Source organism: Bacillus sp. JK62, from assembly GCF_053663455.1.
Map to the genome: position 1 here is coordinate 328,708 of NZ_JBSJQA010000001.1, position 18,707 is coordinate 347,414.

At 32.8% G+C, this 18,707-nt stretch carries 4 protein-coding genes; all 4 read left to right on the forward strand.

Annotation, left to right across the window (positions count from 1 at the left end):
* The first annotated feature begins 12 nt into the window (after positions 1 to 12).
* The 4 genes from ACWJJ4_RS01650 to ACWJJ4_RS01665 all read left to right on the forward strand — a co-directional run bounded on the left by ACWJJ4_RS01650 (position 13) and on the right by ACWJJ4_RS01665 (position 18,512).
* Positions 13 to 9,126 (forward strand): non-ribosomal peptide synthetase, encoded by a 9,114-nt coding sequence (locus ACWJJ4_RS01650; protein WP_101562539.1) that lies wholly within the window; start codon positions 13 to 15, stop codon positions 9,124 to 9,126.
* A 51-nt stretch (positions 9,127 to 9,177) separates the two neighbouring features.
* Positions 9,178 to 15,600, forward strand: a complete 6,423-nt coding sequence (locus ACWJJ4_RS01655; RefSeq protein ID WP_454021380.1) for an amino acid adenylation domain-containing protein — start codon at positions 9,178 to 9,180, stop codon at positions 15,598 to 15,600.
* 95 nt (positions 15,601 to 15,695) lie between these two features.
* Entirely contained in the window at positions 15,696 to 17,384 is a 1,689-nt protein-coding gene (locus ACWJJ4_RS01660) for an ABC transporter ATP-binding protein (RefSeq protein ID WP_101562537.1), read from the forward strand.
* 474 nt (positions 17,385 to 17,858) lie between these two features.
* The gene (locus tag ACWJJ4_RS01665) at positions 17,859 to 18,512 is read left to right on the forward strand and encodes a DUF6875 domain-containing protein (RefSeq protein ID WP_101562536.1); all 654 of its coding nucleotides are present in this window, start codon (positions 17,859 to 17,861) and stop codon (positions 18,510 to 18,512) included.
* Positions 18,513 to 18,707 lie beyond the last annotated feature (195 nt).

An 18,707-nucleotide genomic window follows, 5' to 3' on the forward strand; every position in this document is an offset into this window, starting at 1 on the left:
GAGGTGTAGAGTTTGAGCCACAAATACAGAATGAGTTCGGCCCAGAAACGCATTTATGCATTAGAAGTCTTGCAAGAAAGCAGTACTTCTTATAATGTTCCTACTTTACTAAAAGTTGAAGGTCAAATAAATTTAAACACTTTGGAAAGAGCATTTAGGAAGTTATGCGAACGGCACGAGTTACTAAGAACACATTTTATGCACTCAAAAAATAATTTCATTCAAGTAGTAGAAGAAGAGGTAGAAGCGAAAGTAGTTTATGAAGAGGTACAGGGAGTAGAGGAGAGAGAAATTTTAGAAGGGTTTGTACAACCTTTCAATTTAAAGAAGGCGCCCCTGATGAGAATGAGAGTAGTAAAGAATTTAACGAGCGATGACAATTACTTGCTAATTGACGTTCACCATATTATTTGTGACGGAGAGTCCCTAGCTCTGATTTTTGATGAATTGGGAAAGTTATATAATGATTTTCCCCTACCACCGCTAAAAGCTCAATACAAAAACTATAGTGCGTGGGAAAATAAGAGAAATATAGACCCACAAAAACAATACTGGCTAAGTGAATTTAAGAATGGAATAACTCCTTTAGAATTAAGGACTGATTTTCAGCGCCCAGCTTGGAGAAGTAACAAAGGAAATAGTTTCAATAGGGAAATGAAAAAAGCACATACTGTGCTCATCGAGGATCTTTGTAAAAAAACGAAGACTACGGAATATATGTTATTTATGTCTGCGTTTATGACGTTACTACAAAAGTATTCTCATCAAGAAGAAATAATTCTGGGTACCCCTATTGCAGGCAGAACGCACCCAGATACTCATAATATGTTAGGGATGTTTGTTAATACCCTGGCAATTAAAGGTGAAGTGAGACCAGAACATTCTTTTCTAGAATTCTTAGAGTTCCTCAAAGCTAAATGTTTAAAAGGATACGAAAATCAAGATTATCCTTTCGACGAATTAGTTAAAGAACTTAACGTTGAAAGAAATACATCTAGAAATCCAATTTTTGATGTGATGTTTGGTCTGCAGAATGGTGCTAAATCAGATTTGAAGCTAGGTAAAGCAGAGTTATCAGGTATTAGTCATTGTCACAAAACGGCTAAATTCGATCTTACATTAATGATTGATAAAGGTGAAGAATCCTATGATTTGTACTGGGAATACAGTACAGATATATTCACAGAAGCTACAATTATGCGTATGGCCGATCATTTTGAAATTTTGCTCACTAATATATTACAGAACCCTGAATGTTCTGTTTCTAAACTTGATTATATGTCAGAAAAAGAGAAGACAGATTTAAAAAGGGGCTTAAATAAAAAAGAAGATAAATTTCCTACAAATAAATCGTTAATTGACATATTTGAAGAGACTGTTAGCACAAATGAGAGTCAGATAGCGATTGAATTTGAAGGTGAAAGTTTAACTTATTCAGAACTAAATGAAAGAGCAAATTATATTAGCTTAGAGTTATCCCAAAAAGGAGTTTACAGCGGTTCGATTGTCGGCATAATAGCCAATTCTTCTATTGATACAATGGCTGCGGTTCTCGGCGTTCTAAAAACTGGAGCAGCTTACCTACCACTAGATCCAAATACACCAAAAGAACGTTTGTCTTATATTATAAGCGATAGCAATATGAACGCTTTAATAGTAGACCATTTCAAATCGCAAATACTTGATTTAAGTGACAAAAAAATCATTCACTTAGATGAATTAGACGGTAGAAGTAGCTTTTCTGTGAAGCAGAATATATCCGAAGAAGATCTAGCATACGTTATCTACACTTCCGGTTCGACCGGTAATCCTAAGGGAGTAATGATAACTCATAAAAATATTATTAATCAAGTTTACTGGCATATAACAGAAGCAGAGTTAACAAATCAGTCAAAGTATATTCAAAATACCGCATTTATCTTTGATGGATCAGCATTGGAAATCTTTTCAACTTTACTTTCCGGTGCAAAGCTCTTATTAATACATCCTGAAAAGAAAAAAGAACCTGAAGAAATCCTAAAATTGTTACCAGGTGCACACATTAGTTTCTTACCGTCAATGTTCAGAGCTTTAATGGAATATGCAATTGATAACAAGATGGAAGAAACCTTAAACTCTTTTGAAAGATTAAACCTTGCAGCAGAAAAGATTTCAGGTGATCTTATCAGGAGATATCAATCAATAAAAGGGAGTAAGTTATCAAAGATCTGTAATTTTTATGGACCAACAGAAGCTACTGTTACGTCAACTTCGTATCAGTTAAGAGAAGATACAAATTTAGATAATATACCAATTGGCAAACCAGTCTCCAACTACAAAATTTATATTTTAAATCAAAGTGAGCTTTGTGCAAAAGGTGTTTTAGGAGAAATTTGTGTAGGTGGACTTGGGGTTTCAAAGGGATATTTAAATAACAAGAAATTAACAGAAGCTTCATTTGTACGCTGCTCAGCTCTAGATAATGAATTAATCTATAGAACCGGCGACATTGGCTATATTAATCAATTTGATGAAATTGAATTAGTCGGTCGAGTGGATGAACAAGTAAAGATAAGAGGATTTAGAGTAGAGTTGCAAGAGATAGAAACTGCTTTAAAAGATATAACAGATATAAATGAAGCAGTAGTGGTTAGGAAAGAAGATCCCAATAATGACTTTTTAGTAGCATACTTTACAAGTGACGCTCCCATAAAAAATTCAGTAATTAAAGATGTACTCTTAAAGAAATTACCTGAATATATGGTGCCAGAATTCATTATTAAATTAGATGACTTACCGCTACTTTCAAATGGAAAAATAAATAAAAAGTATCTAGGTCAACTTAGTGTCAACAAATTCTCTAATTATGAAAAGCCGACTAATCCTATAGAAACGGTTTTATGCGAGGTCTTCTCAGAGATTCTAGGAGTTGAACCAGTGGGCATTGACACTAGTTTCTTTGAACTAGGTGGAGATTCAATTAAGGCTATTAGGATTGTCTCCAAATTGAGAGAGAGAGGATACAGCGCAACAGTTAAAAGCATTATGCAGAACAAAACAATTAAAAGAATTGCGCTGACTCTAAAAAAACTAGGGGATATTCAATCATTAGATGAAGCAGTGATTGGTCAATTACCTTTTACACCAATCCAATGTGAATTCTTCAATTCTAATTTAGAAAACCCTAATCATTTTAACCAAAGTATTGTTTTGGAGAGTAAAAATGAAATTGATGTTTCGGTGTTTACTAGGGCTTTAAAAGCGTTAGTAATGCATCACGATCAATTAAGAGCCCATTATGTAAATGGTAAACAATTTGTTCGCCCTGAAACGGCTGAAAATTTATTTCTATTATCTGAGCGAGTTCTACAACAATCAAGCTTGGACGAAATTGAAGCTATAGGAAATGACTTGCAGACTTCTCTAGACATTGAGAGCGGTCCGTTAATCAAATGCGCTCTAATAAATTCTTTAAAATTCAACGGAGCATTGCTATGTATTCATCACTTACTTGTAGATAATATCTCTTGGAAAATTATTTTAGAGGATTTAAACACCCTGTACGAAGGATATTTAAAAGGTTCAGACGTTAAACTTCCCCAAAAAACTTTGTCATATAAGAGATGGAGTATGGGCATAGAAACTTATTTCCAATCCGAAGAGAGAAAAAGAGAATTGGATTATTGGAAACAGGTACAGACAGAGGTTGATTCTAACCATTCCTTATCTAAAGAGGCGAGGAACTCAGAAGGTACAGGGATCAAAGAAAGTGAACTGAAAATCGGAAGAGAGTTAACAGCAAATTTAACTAAAAAGGCCATACAAGCCTATAACTTAGATGTCAAAGATCTGTTGTTTGCATCTTTATTCCGAACGATGCAGAAAATCAATGGCCATAATACTGTAAGCTTGAATATGGAAAGCCACGGAAGAGCGGAGATTTTAGATGGTTTTTCAATAGATCGTACAGTCGGTTGGTTTACTACTATGTATCCCGTTGTCTTAAGTAACGTAGGAGATGATATTCGACTTGATATTATTCGAACAAAAGAGGCGTTGAGACGAGTTCCTAATCACGGGATAGGATATGGAATAGCAAAAAAATTAAACTTTATAAACGAAAAGAATTTACAGCCGTTTATTACTTTAAATTATTTTGGAGAACAAACAGCCATAGCAAACAGTGATTATTTCTATCCTGTTGATATAAGTTCAGGTAAACAAATTGATTCTAAAAATAGGTTTGGAACACCTATTAGTATAAACTGCGAAGTAATTAATGGGCACTTAGAAATCACTACTTCTTATAACTCAGAAGTTATATCAACAACTTTCATTGAGAAATTAGAACATAACTGGCAAGAACAATTAAATAAGGTCGTGTCACATTGCTTACTAAAGAAAGTTAGCGAACATACTGCTTCAGATTTTAATGAAATAGAATGGGGAGTTGCTGACTTTGAATACTGCGTGAGTCAATTAAGTAGAAAACGAGAAAATTTAGAGATGATTTATCCGCTAACACCTATGCAGCAAGGTATGTTATTTCACAAGATGGAGGATGGAGAATCCTCGAATTATTTCTTGCAAAATGTCTTTACTTGGCATGAAAAATTAAATTTAAATGCTCTAATAGAGAGTTTAAGCTTAATAACAAATAAACACAAAATTTTAAAAACAAGTGTTATCTATAAAAAGGTGAGTGTTCCACGACAAGTTATATCTGAACAGCGTGATGTGGAATTGAATGTTCTAGATTTGACAGAGCACAAAGATAAAACAAATGTTTTTTACGATACTAAAATTAAAGATAGAAACAGAGGGTTTGACTTAGAAGAGGATAGTTTACTTCGTTTCACTATAGTGAAGATGGAGGAAACAGATTATAGAGTGATTATGTCGGCACACCACATTATTATGGATGGTTGGAGTTTACCTATACTTGTGCGCGACTTACTCAAATATTATGAAGCAATTGTTAACAATCTTAAGGTTAATGAATTTTCTAAACCTAAAGCCAGCTTTTCTGATTATGTTGATTTAATTAATAAGAGAAAAAGTAGCGCAAAGTACTGGAGAAATTTATTAGATGGTTTAGAAGAAAAGACCTCTATTATAGAAGAAGGTAAGCCGGAAAACGGAAGTGAAGAGGTCAAGTCCTATGAATTATCACTAAACGAAAATGAGACACAAAAATTAGTTAAGATAAGCAAAGACTACAATGTAACAGTAAACACCATTATTGAAGCATTATGGGGGATTCTTCTTCAAAAATATAACAATGTTTCAGACTCCATTTTCGGTAAAGTGGTTTCTGGAAGAAACGCAGAAATTCCGGGTATCGAGCAAATAGTAGGGTTGTTTATAAATACGATTCCAGTACGTATTAAAAGTCAGCCAAACCAAAAGTTTACGGATTTACTACAAGATGTTCAGAATCAGGCACTAAATAGCGGGCAATTTGATCATATGTCATTAACAGACATTCAAAATGAAACAAATTTAGGAGCAGGAATGATCCAAACTATTTTAGCCTTTGAGAATTATTTTGTAGAAGAAGGTTCGGAACCAGCTGAGCTGCAGATGGAAGAAGCAAGTGAGCAAACTAATTTTGATTTAGCCCTAAGTATCATAATTGAAAAACAACTTTCCTTAAACTTAATGTATCAGACGAATAAATACAATTATGGTGAGATTTCTAGAGTATTAAATCATTTCAAAAACTTACTTCTTAGCGTAATTGATACACCAGAAAAATCTATTTCTGAATTAAACGTTGTAAGCGATATTGAGAAAGACATAATATTAAACAGTTTCAATGAAGAAATGGATGATACACCAGAAGAGGAAACGATAGTTGAAAGGTTAGAGAAAGTTGTAAGTGAATTTCCTAATCATATTGCGGTTGAATACGAAGGAGAAACTTTAAGCTATAAGGAGTTAAATTCACGCTCCAACTACCTAGCCAAACAACTAAAAGATAAGGGCATTAAAGCTAATGATGTTGTTGGCCTGATATCAGATAGAACTTGCGAAATGATTGTAGCCATTTATGCCATTCTTAAAGCTGGTGCCGCATATTTGCCAATCGATAGAAAACAGCCAATCGATAGAATCAACTATATGATCAATGACTCCAAGGCTAGATTAATCGTTGTTGGACCCAATAGCGAAGAGGTAATTGGAAACTTGAATAACATTCCATTTGTAATGATGAGTGATAACATCGGATACCTCGAAGAAAACTTATCAAATGTTATATATCCAACTAATTTGGCTTATGTCATATATACAAGTGGAACAACAGGTAATCCAAAAGGTGTATCAATTGAACACCGAAATGTTATAAACCTATCCAATTGGTTAATATCTCATCTAAGCCTTGATGAGAATAGTATAGTCGTACAAAACTTTTCTTTCATCTTTGATGGATCAGTGTACGAAATATTCCCAGCGCTTCTAGGGGGAAGTAAACTACTCATTTTATCAGACAATCAAAAAGCTGATCCATATGAAATGGTTAGTTGCTTTAATAATGCACATATAGTTATGGTTCCTTCAATGTATCGGGAATTGTTAGATTATGCCAAGTGCAATGGAGTACTAGATAAATTACATTCCTTAAAGTCCATTTCTTTAGCGGGCGAAGCACTAACACTGGATGTCGTTTCTGAATTTTTCGAAACCTCAAAAGAAATTGAAAACAAACCTATCATTCGGAATTGTTATGGTCCGACTGAAGCAACAGTATGTAGTACCTCATATGAATTTAAGGAAAACTACAACGACTCAAAAATTTTAGTAGGAAAACCTATAAAAAATACCACCGCTTTGATTATGAACCAGAAGCAATTAGTGGGCATTGGAATGATTGGTGAACTTTTTGTTGGCGGTCGTGGAGTTGCTGCAGGCTATTTAAATAATGAAAAATTAACAAAAGAGAAGTTCATTGAGCATCCATATTGCAAAGGGGAGGTATTATATCAAACCGGTGATTTAGCAAAGTGGAATACAGATGGAGACATTGAGTTATTAGGAAGAATTGATGAACAAGTGAAAGTACGTGGCTTCAGAATAGAATTATTTGAGATAGAGAGCTGTATCCGTCAATTTGAAGATGTTATAGATGCTGTGGTTATTGTAGATGAAAATAATACAGCGGAACAAATTGTAGCTTATTTTACTGCAAGGAAGGCGATTAATCCTACTGATCTTCAAGATTTCTTGTTTAGAAAACTGAATGATTATATGGTACCAGCACATCTTGTTCAAATTAACGAGATACCGAAGACTCTAAACGGAAAGATCGATAAAAGAAACTTACCAAAGCCAATCCTAAATAAAGAACGTGTAAATTTATATCCTAAATCTAAAACAGAGGAAGTCGTATACCGTGCTTTCCAGGAAGTTCTTTTGAAAGATGATATAAGCACAGATGATAATTTCCTTGATATCGGTGGAGATTCTATTAAAGCAATAAGAGTAATTTCCAAATTGAATAGCTTAGGATATGAAATAAATGTAAGAGCTATTTTAAAATACAAAAATGTACAGGCTATTTCTAGCTTTATTGATTATGTTACTCAAGATAAGAATCATACAAAAGCAGATATCAATCAAGTTATTTTGGATAGCTACAATAAAGCATCTCTAATTGAAGAGCTTAAGATAGATGGTGAAATATTTACAATCCTGTACGTTGAGAACCTTACAAAACCTCTATATGAAAATATAGCAGGTCTCATTGAGAACTTGAAAGTTAGGAATTCATTTATCGATTTTATTGTGCCGCTCGATAAATATGAACATACACAAGGTTGTAAGACAGTAGATGAATTGAAATTACTGTTGGCTTATAACCAATTAGATAATAAAGCCATTAATTACTCTGATTTCATTGAAAAACAAACTGATAACTATAAAGGACCTTTAGTAAGAACATACTCTCCGACAAAAATTCAGGAATTTTATTGCTCAACAAGCGCGGGGATTATCAGTGGACAACTATCAATATCGTTTGAAGGAGCTTCATCAATTGTTAGGGCAGCCATATTAGAAATAATTGAAGAACATAGCGCATTAAGAAGTTCATATTCTTTCTCCAATGGAGAAAAACAGATTAATGAACACCAATTTATCGATTCTTGGTTTATTCCTTTCCTTGATATGAGGAATAGAATCGGAGGAGATAGCATCTCCAATAATATTGATGACTACATTACTCTAAAAGAATATTATCCAGGTATTAATAACCCTTTGTCTCATATATTTGTAAGCCAATTAACCGAATCAAGATACCAAATCAATTTAATTATTGATCATTGTGTATGGGATAAGGCTAGCTCACAAATATTCGAAGAAAAGCTCAGAAATAAAATAGAGGGTTTTTCTTACAACATCTCCGAGAATACATCTTACGTCTCCTATGTAGAAGAAGTACAGGACACAATTCATAACTTAGGTGACAATAGTGAACTCGTTAGAGAAATATTAAATGAAAAAGCGCTAATTTATGACATTCTCAATAACAACAGTGATAAAACCCTGCAATTCAATGTAAATAAACTTTTTAGATTAGGGCCTAATACTCTTAAAAGATATAGGGACAACCCTTGGGAAATTATTGAGTGTATCCTTCAGTCTATAGCTCAGCATAACGGTCTTACGACTATGGAAAATGAAACTTATCCTGTACTAGTTGTTCAAGATGAAAGAAATCATATGAATGGGAATTACGCGGAAACCCTAGGATGTTTCTTAGATTTAATCCCTGCCGCTATCGACTTTTCTAAAGATGGTTTACTGAAGAAAAGAATTGAGTACTTCCAATCCTTAAAGAAAGAAAAAGCAGTAAACTTTTCAGAAATTCTATTTGATAGAGCACAAGATATTGAGGAGCTATTTTCTAAAGTTCTCATTGTTAACTATCAAGGGGCATACAATGTCTCTCCTGAGGAGTTACAAAAGTGGTTATCAGGTCAGAACGAGGATTTCACATCAACTGAAATCTTTATTAATGACGTAGATAATCAACTTATTGTTACTTATCCAGTATTCAAGGGCTGTAAACAAGACATTGAAGTGGAAATACAAACAGCTCTAAATGAATTAGAGGAATCTTCTCACTCACAAAAAGCATTAAGCTAAGAAAACCAATAAAAAATGACATAGTGAAAAGAAAATTTGGGGGAAACAGTGATGAGCATTAAGGAGAATAAAAAAGAGCAACAATCAGGCAAATATAATAACGAAAATACAAAAACACAAATGGATTTCAATAATACTAAATTTAACTATAACTTTACTGGTAGCTTTGTAGAATACTTTGAATCAACCGTTAAAAAGAATCCAAAGGGTATCGCTGTGTCTTATAAGGATCATCACATAACTTATTCGGAATTAAACGGAAAAGCAAATAGTGTTGCCCGCATATTGAAGGAGAGCGGTGTTAAAGGTAACGATATTATAGGAATAATGATGAATCGTTCTATTGAAACTCTTATTTCTATTTTAGGGGTTTTGAAATCCGGTGGCTCATACTTGCCGCTGGATCCTAACCAGCCTTATGAGAGATTGCTATATATGATTGAAGATAGTGGCCTACGAACCATATTAGTAGACTCAAGCCTTCGGAAATCCAACGACAAAAAAAGCTTTGAGTCAATTAAATATATTGAAGTGGACTCAGCACTTTTAAAGTCCAGATATAACTTAAATGAAAAACCAGAGATATCAGACTTATGCTATGTCATTTACACTTCAGGTACTACTGGAAATCCTAAAGGGGTAATGGTAGAGCATAGAAACCTTGTGAATTTGGTCAACTGGATGATTGATATTGGTAATATGAATAGCAAAACTAAGATGTTACAGAGCTCTTCCTTTATCTTTGATGCATCAGTAATTGAAATCTTCCCTTGCCTTGCAGCGGGAGGTCAAGTACGTATATTAGATAATAATCAGAAAGTTAATCCTGTAGAAATTTTAGATAATCTAGTTAATGCTCAGGCTTTTATGATCCCAAGTTTATTCAAGGCAGTAGTAGATTATGCAGAAACCTTTAATAAGACTGATGAACTATTCAAATTTGAGAAGATTTACCTTGGAGCAGAGCCCTTACCTAGTGATTTAATTGTTAAGTTTAGTAAGCTGTGTCCCAATAAAGTAAAAGATATAGCAAATCTCTACGGACCTACTGAGGGTACAGTAGTTGCAAGTGGGTACTTTTATAACAATCAATTCTCCTTAGAAGAGGTTACAATTGGAAGTCCTATTAAAAATGGTGAAATTTATATCCTTAAAGAGAATAACCTATGTGCTATTGATGAGGAAGGAGAGTTATATGTCGGTGGGGCAGGAGTTGCACGGGGTTATTTAAATAAGCCGAACTTAACTAACGAACGATATATTATTATTCCTCATATTTCAGATCAGCGTCTCTACAAAACTGGAGATGTTGGATATTGGAAGCACGATGGAATAATAAATCTTTTGGGAAGAGCAGATGAACAAGTTAAAATTAATGGATATAGAATTGAATTAGCAGAAGTAGAAGCGAGAATTCGTGAGCTAGAAGGAATTAATGATGCTGCAGTTATTTATGATCAATCTAATGATTCCCCACTTTTCATTGCTTTTTATCACGGTAGTAGAGTGGAATCCACTAATGAAATCAAAGACTTATTAAAAAAGAATCTTCCTTGCTATATGATTCCGAATGAAATTGCTAAAGTGGAAAGCTTCCCGCTAACAGCAGGGGGTAAACTAGATAAGAGAAAACTAATTGAAGATTTTATAAACAGTCATAATTATGAATCTAAAACTGAAGAAACTGATCAAATACTTTTATCGTTTTCCGAGGTATTAGGGAATAAAAGTGTTTCAATGGAAGATAACTTCTTTGAGCTCGGTGGAGATTCTATCAAGGCTATTCAAATTATCTCTAAACTTCGTGAAAGAAAATATGAACTTTCAGTAAAAGATATCTTGGAAAATAAGATTATTGGAAAGATTTATTCAAAGGTAAAGACCATTGATAACTTAAAGATCAATCAAGAAGAGATTACAGGTCCTGCAGAATTAAGTCCTATTCAGGAAACTTTTTTTGAAAAGATGCGCATTAATGAGCCAAATTATTTTAACCAGTCCTATATTTTAGAGACTGATGTTGAGCCTGATATAAATTTTATAAAAAATGTTTTAAATGAGATTGTTAAACATCACGACTTATTAAGAGCGGTTTACTCTGGTAAGTCTCAGTACATTCTCCCGTATGAGAAGGATAAGCATCTTGAGCTTAGTGTAATTGATCTTACACATATTCAAGATGAAGGGGAATTCAGAGAAACCTTTATAAGTGAAACTTTAGAAATCCAGAAGAGTATAAACATCGAAACAGGGCCTTTATTTAAGCTAGGACTGTTTAAATGTATGAACAAATTTTATCTATTCTTCTGTATTCATCATCTATCCATTGACGGTATTTCTTGGAGAATATTGATTAATGATTTTATTGATGGTTATGAAATGCAATTGGATGGAAAAGAAATTAAACTTCCGTTAAAAACCATTTCATTTAAGGAATGGAGTCAAGCTTTAAGAGAGTATGGAAAGAGCGATAAATTAGCAAAAGAAATACCATACTGGAAAGAGGTAAACTCAAAAATACCTGAAGGGAAGTTTAGCAAAAAACCTTACACTGCAGACTTTAAGCTAAATACGATGAACATTGAGCTAAGCGAAAGATACACCAACGAAATGCTGTATGATGCTGGGAAAGCTTATAACACTGAAATAAACGATATCTTAATTACCGGGTTGACTCGTGCTATTCAAAAACAAACAGATAACTCCATTGTTTCAATCAATATGGAGGGACACGGTAGGGAGTCCATTCATAAAGATGTGAAAAATGATCGTACAATAGGTTGGTTCACAAGTGAATATCCAGTAGTTTTAGAGAATCTAGGTACTTCAATTTCTAAAGATATTATTAATGTAAAAGAAACAGTACGAAAAATGCCTAATCGTGGTATGGGAAATCTTATTTTGCATAGTGTGTCCCCCGAGATATTTAATGATATAGACCCTGATGTTACCTTCAATTATTTAGGGGAATTCGGACAGGATTATCAAGGTCGCACATTTTCTACGAGTCACATAGAAAAAGCAAAAGATAAATCAATGCAAAATGCTTTTAGATCACCGATTACTATTAACGGTTCTATAATCAATAAAGTTTTAAGAATGGAAGTTACTTATGATGAAAACGTGTTTACTACGGATTTTGTTAGCGAGTTAATGGACCAATTTATTGAGCAGTTAGAAAAAGTAATAACGTTTTGTAAGGAACAAGAAACTAATTACCTTACCGCCTCTGATTTAGGGGAATATAAGTGGAGTAACGAAGAGTTTGAACAAGTGCAAGAAAAGTATAATGAGCTTGGCTATAAAGTCGAGAAGATTCATCCTTTGACTTCTATGCAGGAAGCAATGCTCTATCGAAAAATAAGCACTCCTGATTCCTCTGAATATGTGGTTCAGATGATTAATTATACGGAAAGAGATGTTGACATAGATTTAATGCAAAAAAGTCTTGAAATTATTGCTAATAAATACAGCATATTAAGAACGGCAATAGAACATCGTTTAGTTACTATTCCAAGACAACTTATTCTTGAAAATAAAAAGTTAGAGTTTAACTTTGTAGATTTATCTTCTCAAGATGACAAGAATAATACATTTGAAAAGCTTAAAAAAGAAGATGTAAGAAGAGGTTTTGATTTCGAGAAAGACAGTTTATTAAGGCTAACAGTCATTAAACTTGATGAAAAAGACTATAAGCTCCTAATCACATTCCATCACATCATATTAGATGGTTGGTGCAGCAGTATATTGCGAAATGAATTATTCAATACTTATCAACATCTAACGGAAGGTGCTTCTTATGAAAGTTTACTTCTAAACGAAAAAGAAGAGAATACAACATTTTCTGATTACGTTCAACTAGCTGGAAATGGAGATAATGAAAAAGCGCGAAAATACTGGAAGGAATTAATAGAGGATTTTGAAGATCAAATTATCATCAAGCCTGAAGGGAATCCAGAAGGTGGAGATATAGATGATGTAGGTAAAGTAGAATATAAGTTGCCTGAAGAATTGTATAAGCGTTTAGAAAAATTTTGTGCTAACCAAGGTTATACCATAAATACAGTTTTCGAAACTATGTGGGCACTTACTTTAGCGGCCTATTCCAATAAAAATGACATTGTGTTCGGTAAAGTTGTATCTGGTAGGAATGTTGATTTAGCAGACGTTGAGACAATGCTGGGAATGTGCATTAATACAGTTCCCGTGAGAGTTAACCTAAAAAAAGATGATACAGTTTCAACCCTTTTAAATAACGTTCAAGAACAATCTATTAATACAACCCAATATGAACATTATCCACTAGCCGAAATTCAGAAGTTATCACAAATGGGAGATGAATTATTCAAAAATGCATTCTCATTTGAGAATTATGAGCAATATCAATTAGAAGATGCGGTAAATAATCCTTTTAAACTACAGGATATACGTGAATTAACAAACTTTAATTTATCATTGGGTGCTGTGAAACGTACCAATTTTTATTTAAGTATTATGTATGACTTAAATATGTATGGAAAGTCAGAAGTGTCCAGAATACTTACTCGTATGATCATCTTACTGGACCAAATGATAAGAACTCCAGACCTACAACTAAGCGAAGTTAATTATTTTGTACCAGGAGAAGAGGAAAAAATCTTCACAGAGTATAACAAAACGGAAGATCCGCTTCCAATAAACGAAACATTAGTTTCTTTATTTGAAAAACAGGTAAATCTCTATCCTGATAATATTGCTGTAGAGTTTGATGAGCAATCTTTAAGTTATAAAGAATTAGACTTAAAAGCTAACTCGGTAGCAGCTACATTAATACAAAAAGGAACAGCTGTAGGAGATATTATTCCTATAATTACTAAACCATCTTTAGAATTAGCGGTGGGTGTTCTAGGGGTTTTAAAAGCCGGAGCTGCGTACCTACCAATTGATCCGGAACAACCTATAAAAAGAATTCAATATATGATTGATGAAGTAAAAGCAAAAGTAGTTTTACACGGTAAAGATTCATCAATTTTAGAAAACACATCCTTAGATATTAAACAATTAGAGTTATGCAATATGACAAGCCTATACCAAGAGGAAATTAACGTTTCTATAAAGCCTAATGATTTAGCTTATATTATTTTCACATCAGGAACTACAGGGAATCCTAAAGGGGTTATGGTAAGCCATTATAACTCATTGAACCATACTTTATGGCAAATGAAAAATGGTAACTTTAATAGTGAATCTACTATGGTTCAAACTATTGCTTTTACCTTTGATGGGCATACAGCAGAGCTCTTCCCTTCTCTTTTATCAGGTGGAAAATTACTAATTGTTAATGAGAACCAAAGAAAGAAACCAGACGAACTGTTGCAACTTATTCCAGGAAATAAAATTACCTTTATTCCGTCCTTACTAAGAGAAGTTGTGGTTTATGCAAAAGAAGTGAATTGTACCCCATTGCTTTCACAATTCGATACGTTGTTTATTGCAGCGGAGTCAATCACCTTAGAGGAAGTAAATGAAATAGTGGGAGAGAATACACACAAGTTAAATGATATTTATCATTTTTATGGTCCTACTGAAACTACAGTTACTATTGCATCTCATCAAATTTCAAATAGTGAAAGCGATGAAATCATACCAATCGGCAGACCAATTTCTAATACAAAACTGTATGTGATTAATAGATTTGGAAATGTATGTGGAACTGGAATGGTAGGGGAATTATGTGTTACAGGCGACTCAGTTTCTTCAGGATATCTAAATCAACCTGAATTAACAGATGAAAAGTTTGTTCCAAATCCTTTTAAAGTTAAAAGTAGAATGTATAAAACAGGTGACTTAGTTAGATGGTCTAACCAAGGAAGGATTGAATTCCTAGGAAGAGTAGATGATCAAGTAAAGGTTAGGGGATTCAGAGTAGAGATTCAAGAAGTTAATGCGGCTCTCAGAATGCACGAAAGTATCCAGGATGCTGTAGTGACAATAAAAGAATTAAATGATGAAAAATATCTTTGTGCTTATGTAGTGGCTAATAAAAGAATAGATGCTAAGCTAGTGCAAAAAGAAATTTCTGAAAAACTTCCTGATTATATGGTGCCCAGCTATATTGTTCAATTGGACAAAATACCAACTTCACTAAATGGGAAAGTTAACAAGGCTGAGTTGCCAAACCCTGTGATAGATTTTAATGGAGAGCATGTTGAACCTAAAACCGAAACTCAAAAGACTATAGTACAATTATTTGAAAAAACATTAGAGGTTGAGAACGTTGGAATTAAAGACTCGTTCTTTGACCTAGGAGGTCATTCTTTAAAAGTTATTAGATTATTAAACTATATCGAGAGAGAGTTTCAGGTCAAAATTACCGCTCGAAATGTAGTAGAGGAAAAAACTGTTGAAAGAATTAGTTCAATTATAGATGCCAAAGATGTCAAAGATTCTACTAATGACTTAGAAGAGATTCTAGTAGCTTTAGAAGTAGATTGATGAAAAAAGTAATAAATAGCGAAGACCTAAATACAGGTCTTCGCTAATCAGTGACTTCTAAGGTCGTCTTAATTGAATAAGAGAGGGGAATCCCAATGGGGATCTATCTAAAACAAAACAAAATTCTTTTAGCAGTTACCTTTATATTCAGCGCTATTGTTTCCGGAGGAACAGTTTATATAGCAATTATCCTACAAGATATAGTAAACGCAGCAACAAAAGGATCGGCACAAGAATTTAAACAAATGATTCTTTTTACATTTGCTTACTTACTAGTACTGGGGATGATCAAATACATTTATCATTTATGTAGCAAAAAAATGGTGAAAAATATTACGAAAGATTTAAGAAGAGATCTATGTAAAGGGATATTAAATAGAGACTATAAGGACTTTGAGCAATACGATACAGCTGAATATATTTCTATGTTAACTAACGATGTAAAGATTATTGAAGAAAATTATATCCTTCCTTTATTGAAGGTAATGGAGAATTCCATTATTTTCTTAGTTTCCATCATACTTTTAATTAAGTTAAGTCCGCTTGTACTTATAGCATTAATCGTATGTTTTGGAGTAATGGCCGTGGTATCAAGTTTTATTAGTAAAGTATTGCAAACTAAGCAGGAGATATTCTCTGTAGCCATTGGAGACTATACTTCAAAGATTAAAGATTTATTCGGTGGTTACAGTGTAATAAAATCATTTAATGTTACTAAAAAAAGCTTTGCAGCATTTGAGAATGAGAATGATGTTGTAGTAGAAAAGAAATATCAAGCAGATAAAACAGGCGCCTTGAATGAGAGTTTATCTGATGTATTAGGATTACTTACAATGTTTTCAGTAGTAGCTATTGGATCTTATATGGTGCTACAAGGAGATGTTTTAGTAGGTACTTTAATCGCATTAGTTCAACTTAGTAATACTTTTGTTAACCCTATTATGATTATTACAATGAGTATTCCACAGCTTCAAAGTGTTAAACCCATTGTAAAAAAATTTAACACTTTGATATTTACAAACAGTGATGATAGCAAAAAAGTCAAAAAGACTACTTTTGAAAAAGCTATTGAAATTAAAAATCTCAGCTTCTCGTACGATGGTTCAAATGAAGTCCTTCGAGATATAAATTTCAGTATCGAAAAAAATAAAAAGTACGTCATCATAGGACAAAGTGGTTGTGGAAAATCAACTTTAATTAAGTTAATTCTAGGGATGAATAAAGGGTACAGCGGAGAGATTGTATGGGATAAAGAAGAATTAAATAGATTAGATACAACTGAACTAACAAAACTATATTCATTGATTCATCAAAATATCTATTTGTTTAACAAATCGATAAGAGAAAACATCTTATTATTTGAGGACTTTAATGAAGAAGAAGTAAATCAGGCACTTTCGAATAGTGGTGTCAATGAATTCATAAAAGATCAGAAAGGCTTAGATAACAATGTAGGAGAAAGCGGTGGAAACTTATCAGGAGGGCAAAAACAAAGAATCGCAGTGGCTAGAGGTCTGATAAGAAATAAACCTATTCTTATTCTTGATGAAGGCACTTCCGCTTTAGACTTAAGAACAAGTTATTTACTTGAAGATAAACTTCTTAATTTCAATGATTTAACTATTATTGCAATCACCCACAACCTAAATTCTGATCTTTTACGTAAATATGATGAGGTTATTTATATGGAAGAGGGCAGAATATTAGAGAAAGGATCGTTTGATGAATTAGTTAAAAATGAAGGTGCTTTTTATAGACTATATTCATTAAACGAGGTTATTTAATTGAATGACCAATTTAGAAAATAACTTAATTAAGTTCTTAATTCACATAATAACATAACGGAAATGATTTAAAACCATGCAAAATCATTTAGAGAACTTTTCTAATAAATTCATGCGTTTAAGTTGAAACACATGAAAGGAACCATTAATAAAACTAATATGAAAAAACAAGTGTAAATCACTAAATTTAACTTTATAGACGAAATATTTGAAATAGATTTAAACTTTTTGTTCTTCGAAAGTGTGGAGAGTGAGATTAAAGAATTTAATTTGAAATCTGAGTCTCATAATTTTTTTAGTTGAAATTTATAATTTCAGTGTTTCTTTCTTTAAGTAAATAAGAAACATTATCTTAGTTAAAGATAAATTGAAGGGATTTTGGTTGAACTTGCTAAAATTCTTTAAACTTATGTTCTTAATTTAAATTATTGTGATTGTGTGTAAATAACTATTTAAAGAAGAGAGAGTGATCTTATGTTGAATTTCAAGAATAATCCTGTTAGTTTAAAACAAATTATAGAAAAACAAGATAATGTTACAAGAGAAGAAATAAAAATTGTTTTAGATTATATAGATTTCTGTTCAAAACCTCATCCAGACAAGGGAGCTAAAGGAGCAATTTGTCCTTTCCTTCCTTTTGCTATTCAAGAAGATACTATATATTGTTCTTTTATAGAACAATATATAGAGGGTGTGCAGCAAATGAGAGACATCATTAAGGAAAGAGCAGTTCAGTTTAAAGAGTTAAAAATGAAATCAGAAAAGGTAGAGAAATATAAAACACTGTTAATTGTGTTTTTAAATAATAAATCACTCGATAACTTACTCGCTACTGTGCATAGGGAATTTAAACGTCAACTTGTGTATGAGGGATTGATGATAGGGGACTTTTATTCCACTAATAGCAAATCAGGACTATATAGTGCCAAATTTACTCCTTTAGTTTGCGAAGTCCCTATGATGGCGATAAGAAATCTCATAAAAGAAGATTTTCCTTTTTTAACAAGTGAAAACGACCAACGTGAGGACAAATTAGAATTTCTAATGGGGTACAAACACTCACTTGAAAATGAATTAAATGAATGTGAGTTGGAACGGGTAAACAAGGCTATTTTTAATCTATCCTAGTAATTTTTCAAGTTTTATATGTTGACTTAAGAAATCTGATAAAGCATCAGTATAACTAATGAAGAAGAAAAGAGTCTATCTAGATACTTTAGATAGCTCTTTCCTTTTTTAAAAATAAATTAATTAGTAGTTGAAAATCTTAAGAAAAAAGTAATATTTGCTTAAGGGAAAAGAGAACTTTGGTTTATATAATAA

Excerpts from the sequence above, each read along its gene's own strand:
- ACWJJ4_RS01655 (WP_454021380.1), top strand. The coding sequence starts at position 9,178 with ATGAGCATTAAGGAGAATAAAAAAGAGCAACAATCAGGCAAATATAAT.
- ACWJJ4_RS01660 (WP_101562537.1), top strand. The coding sequence starts at position 15,696 with ATGGGGATCTATCTAAAACAAAACAAAATTCTTTTAGCAGTTACCTTT.
- ACWJJ4_RS01665 (WP_101562536.1), top strand. The coding sequence starts at position 17,859 with ATGTTGAATTTCAAGAATAATCCTGTTAGTTTAAAACAAATTATAGAA.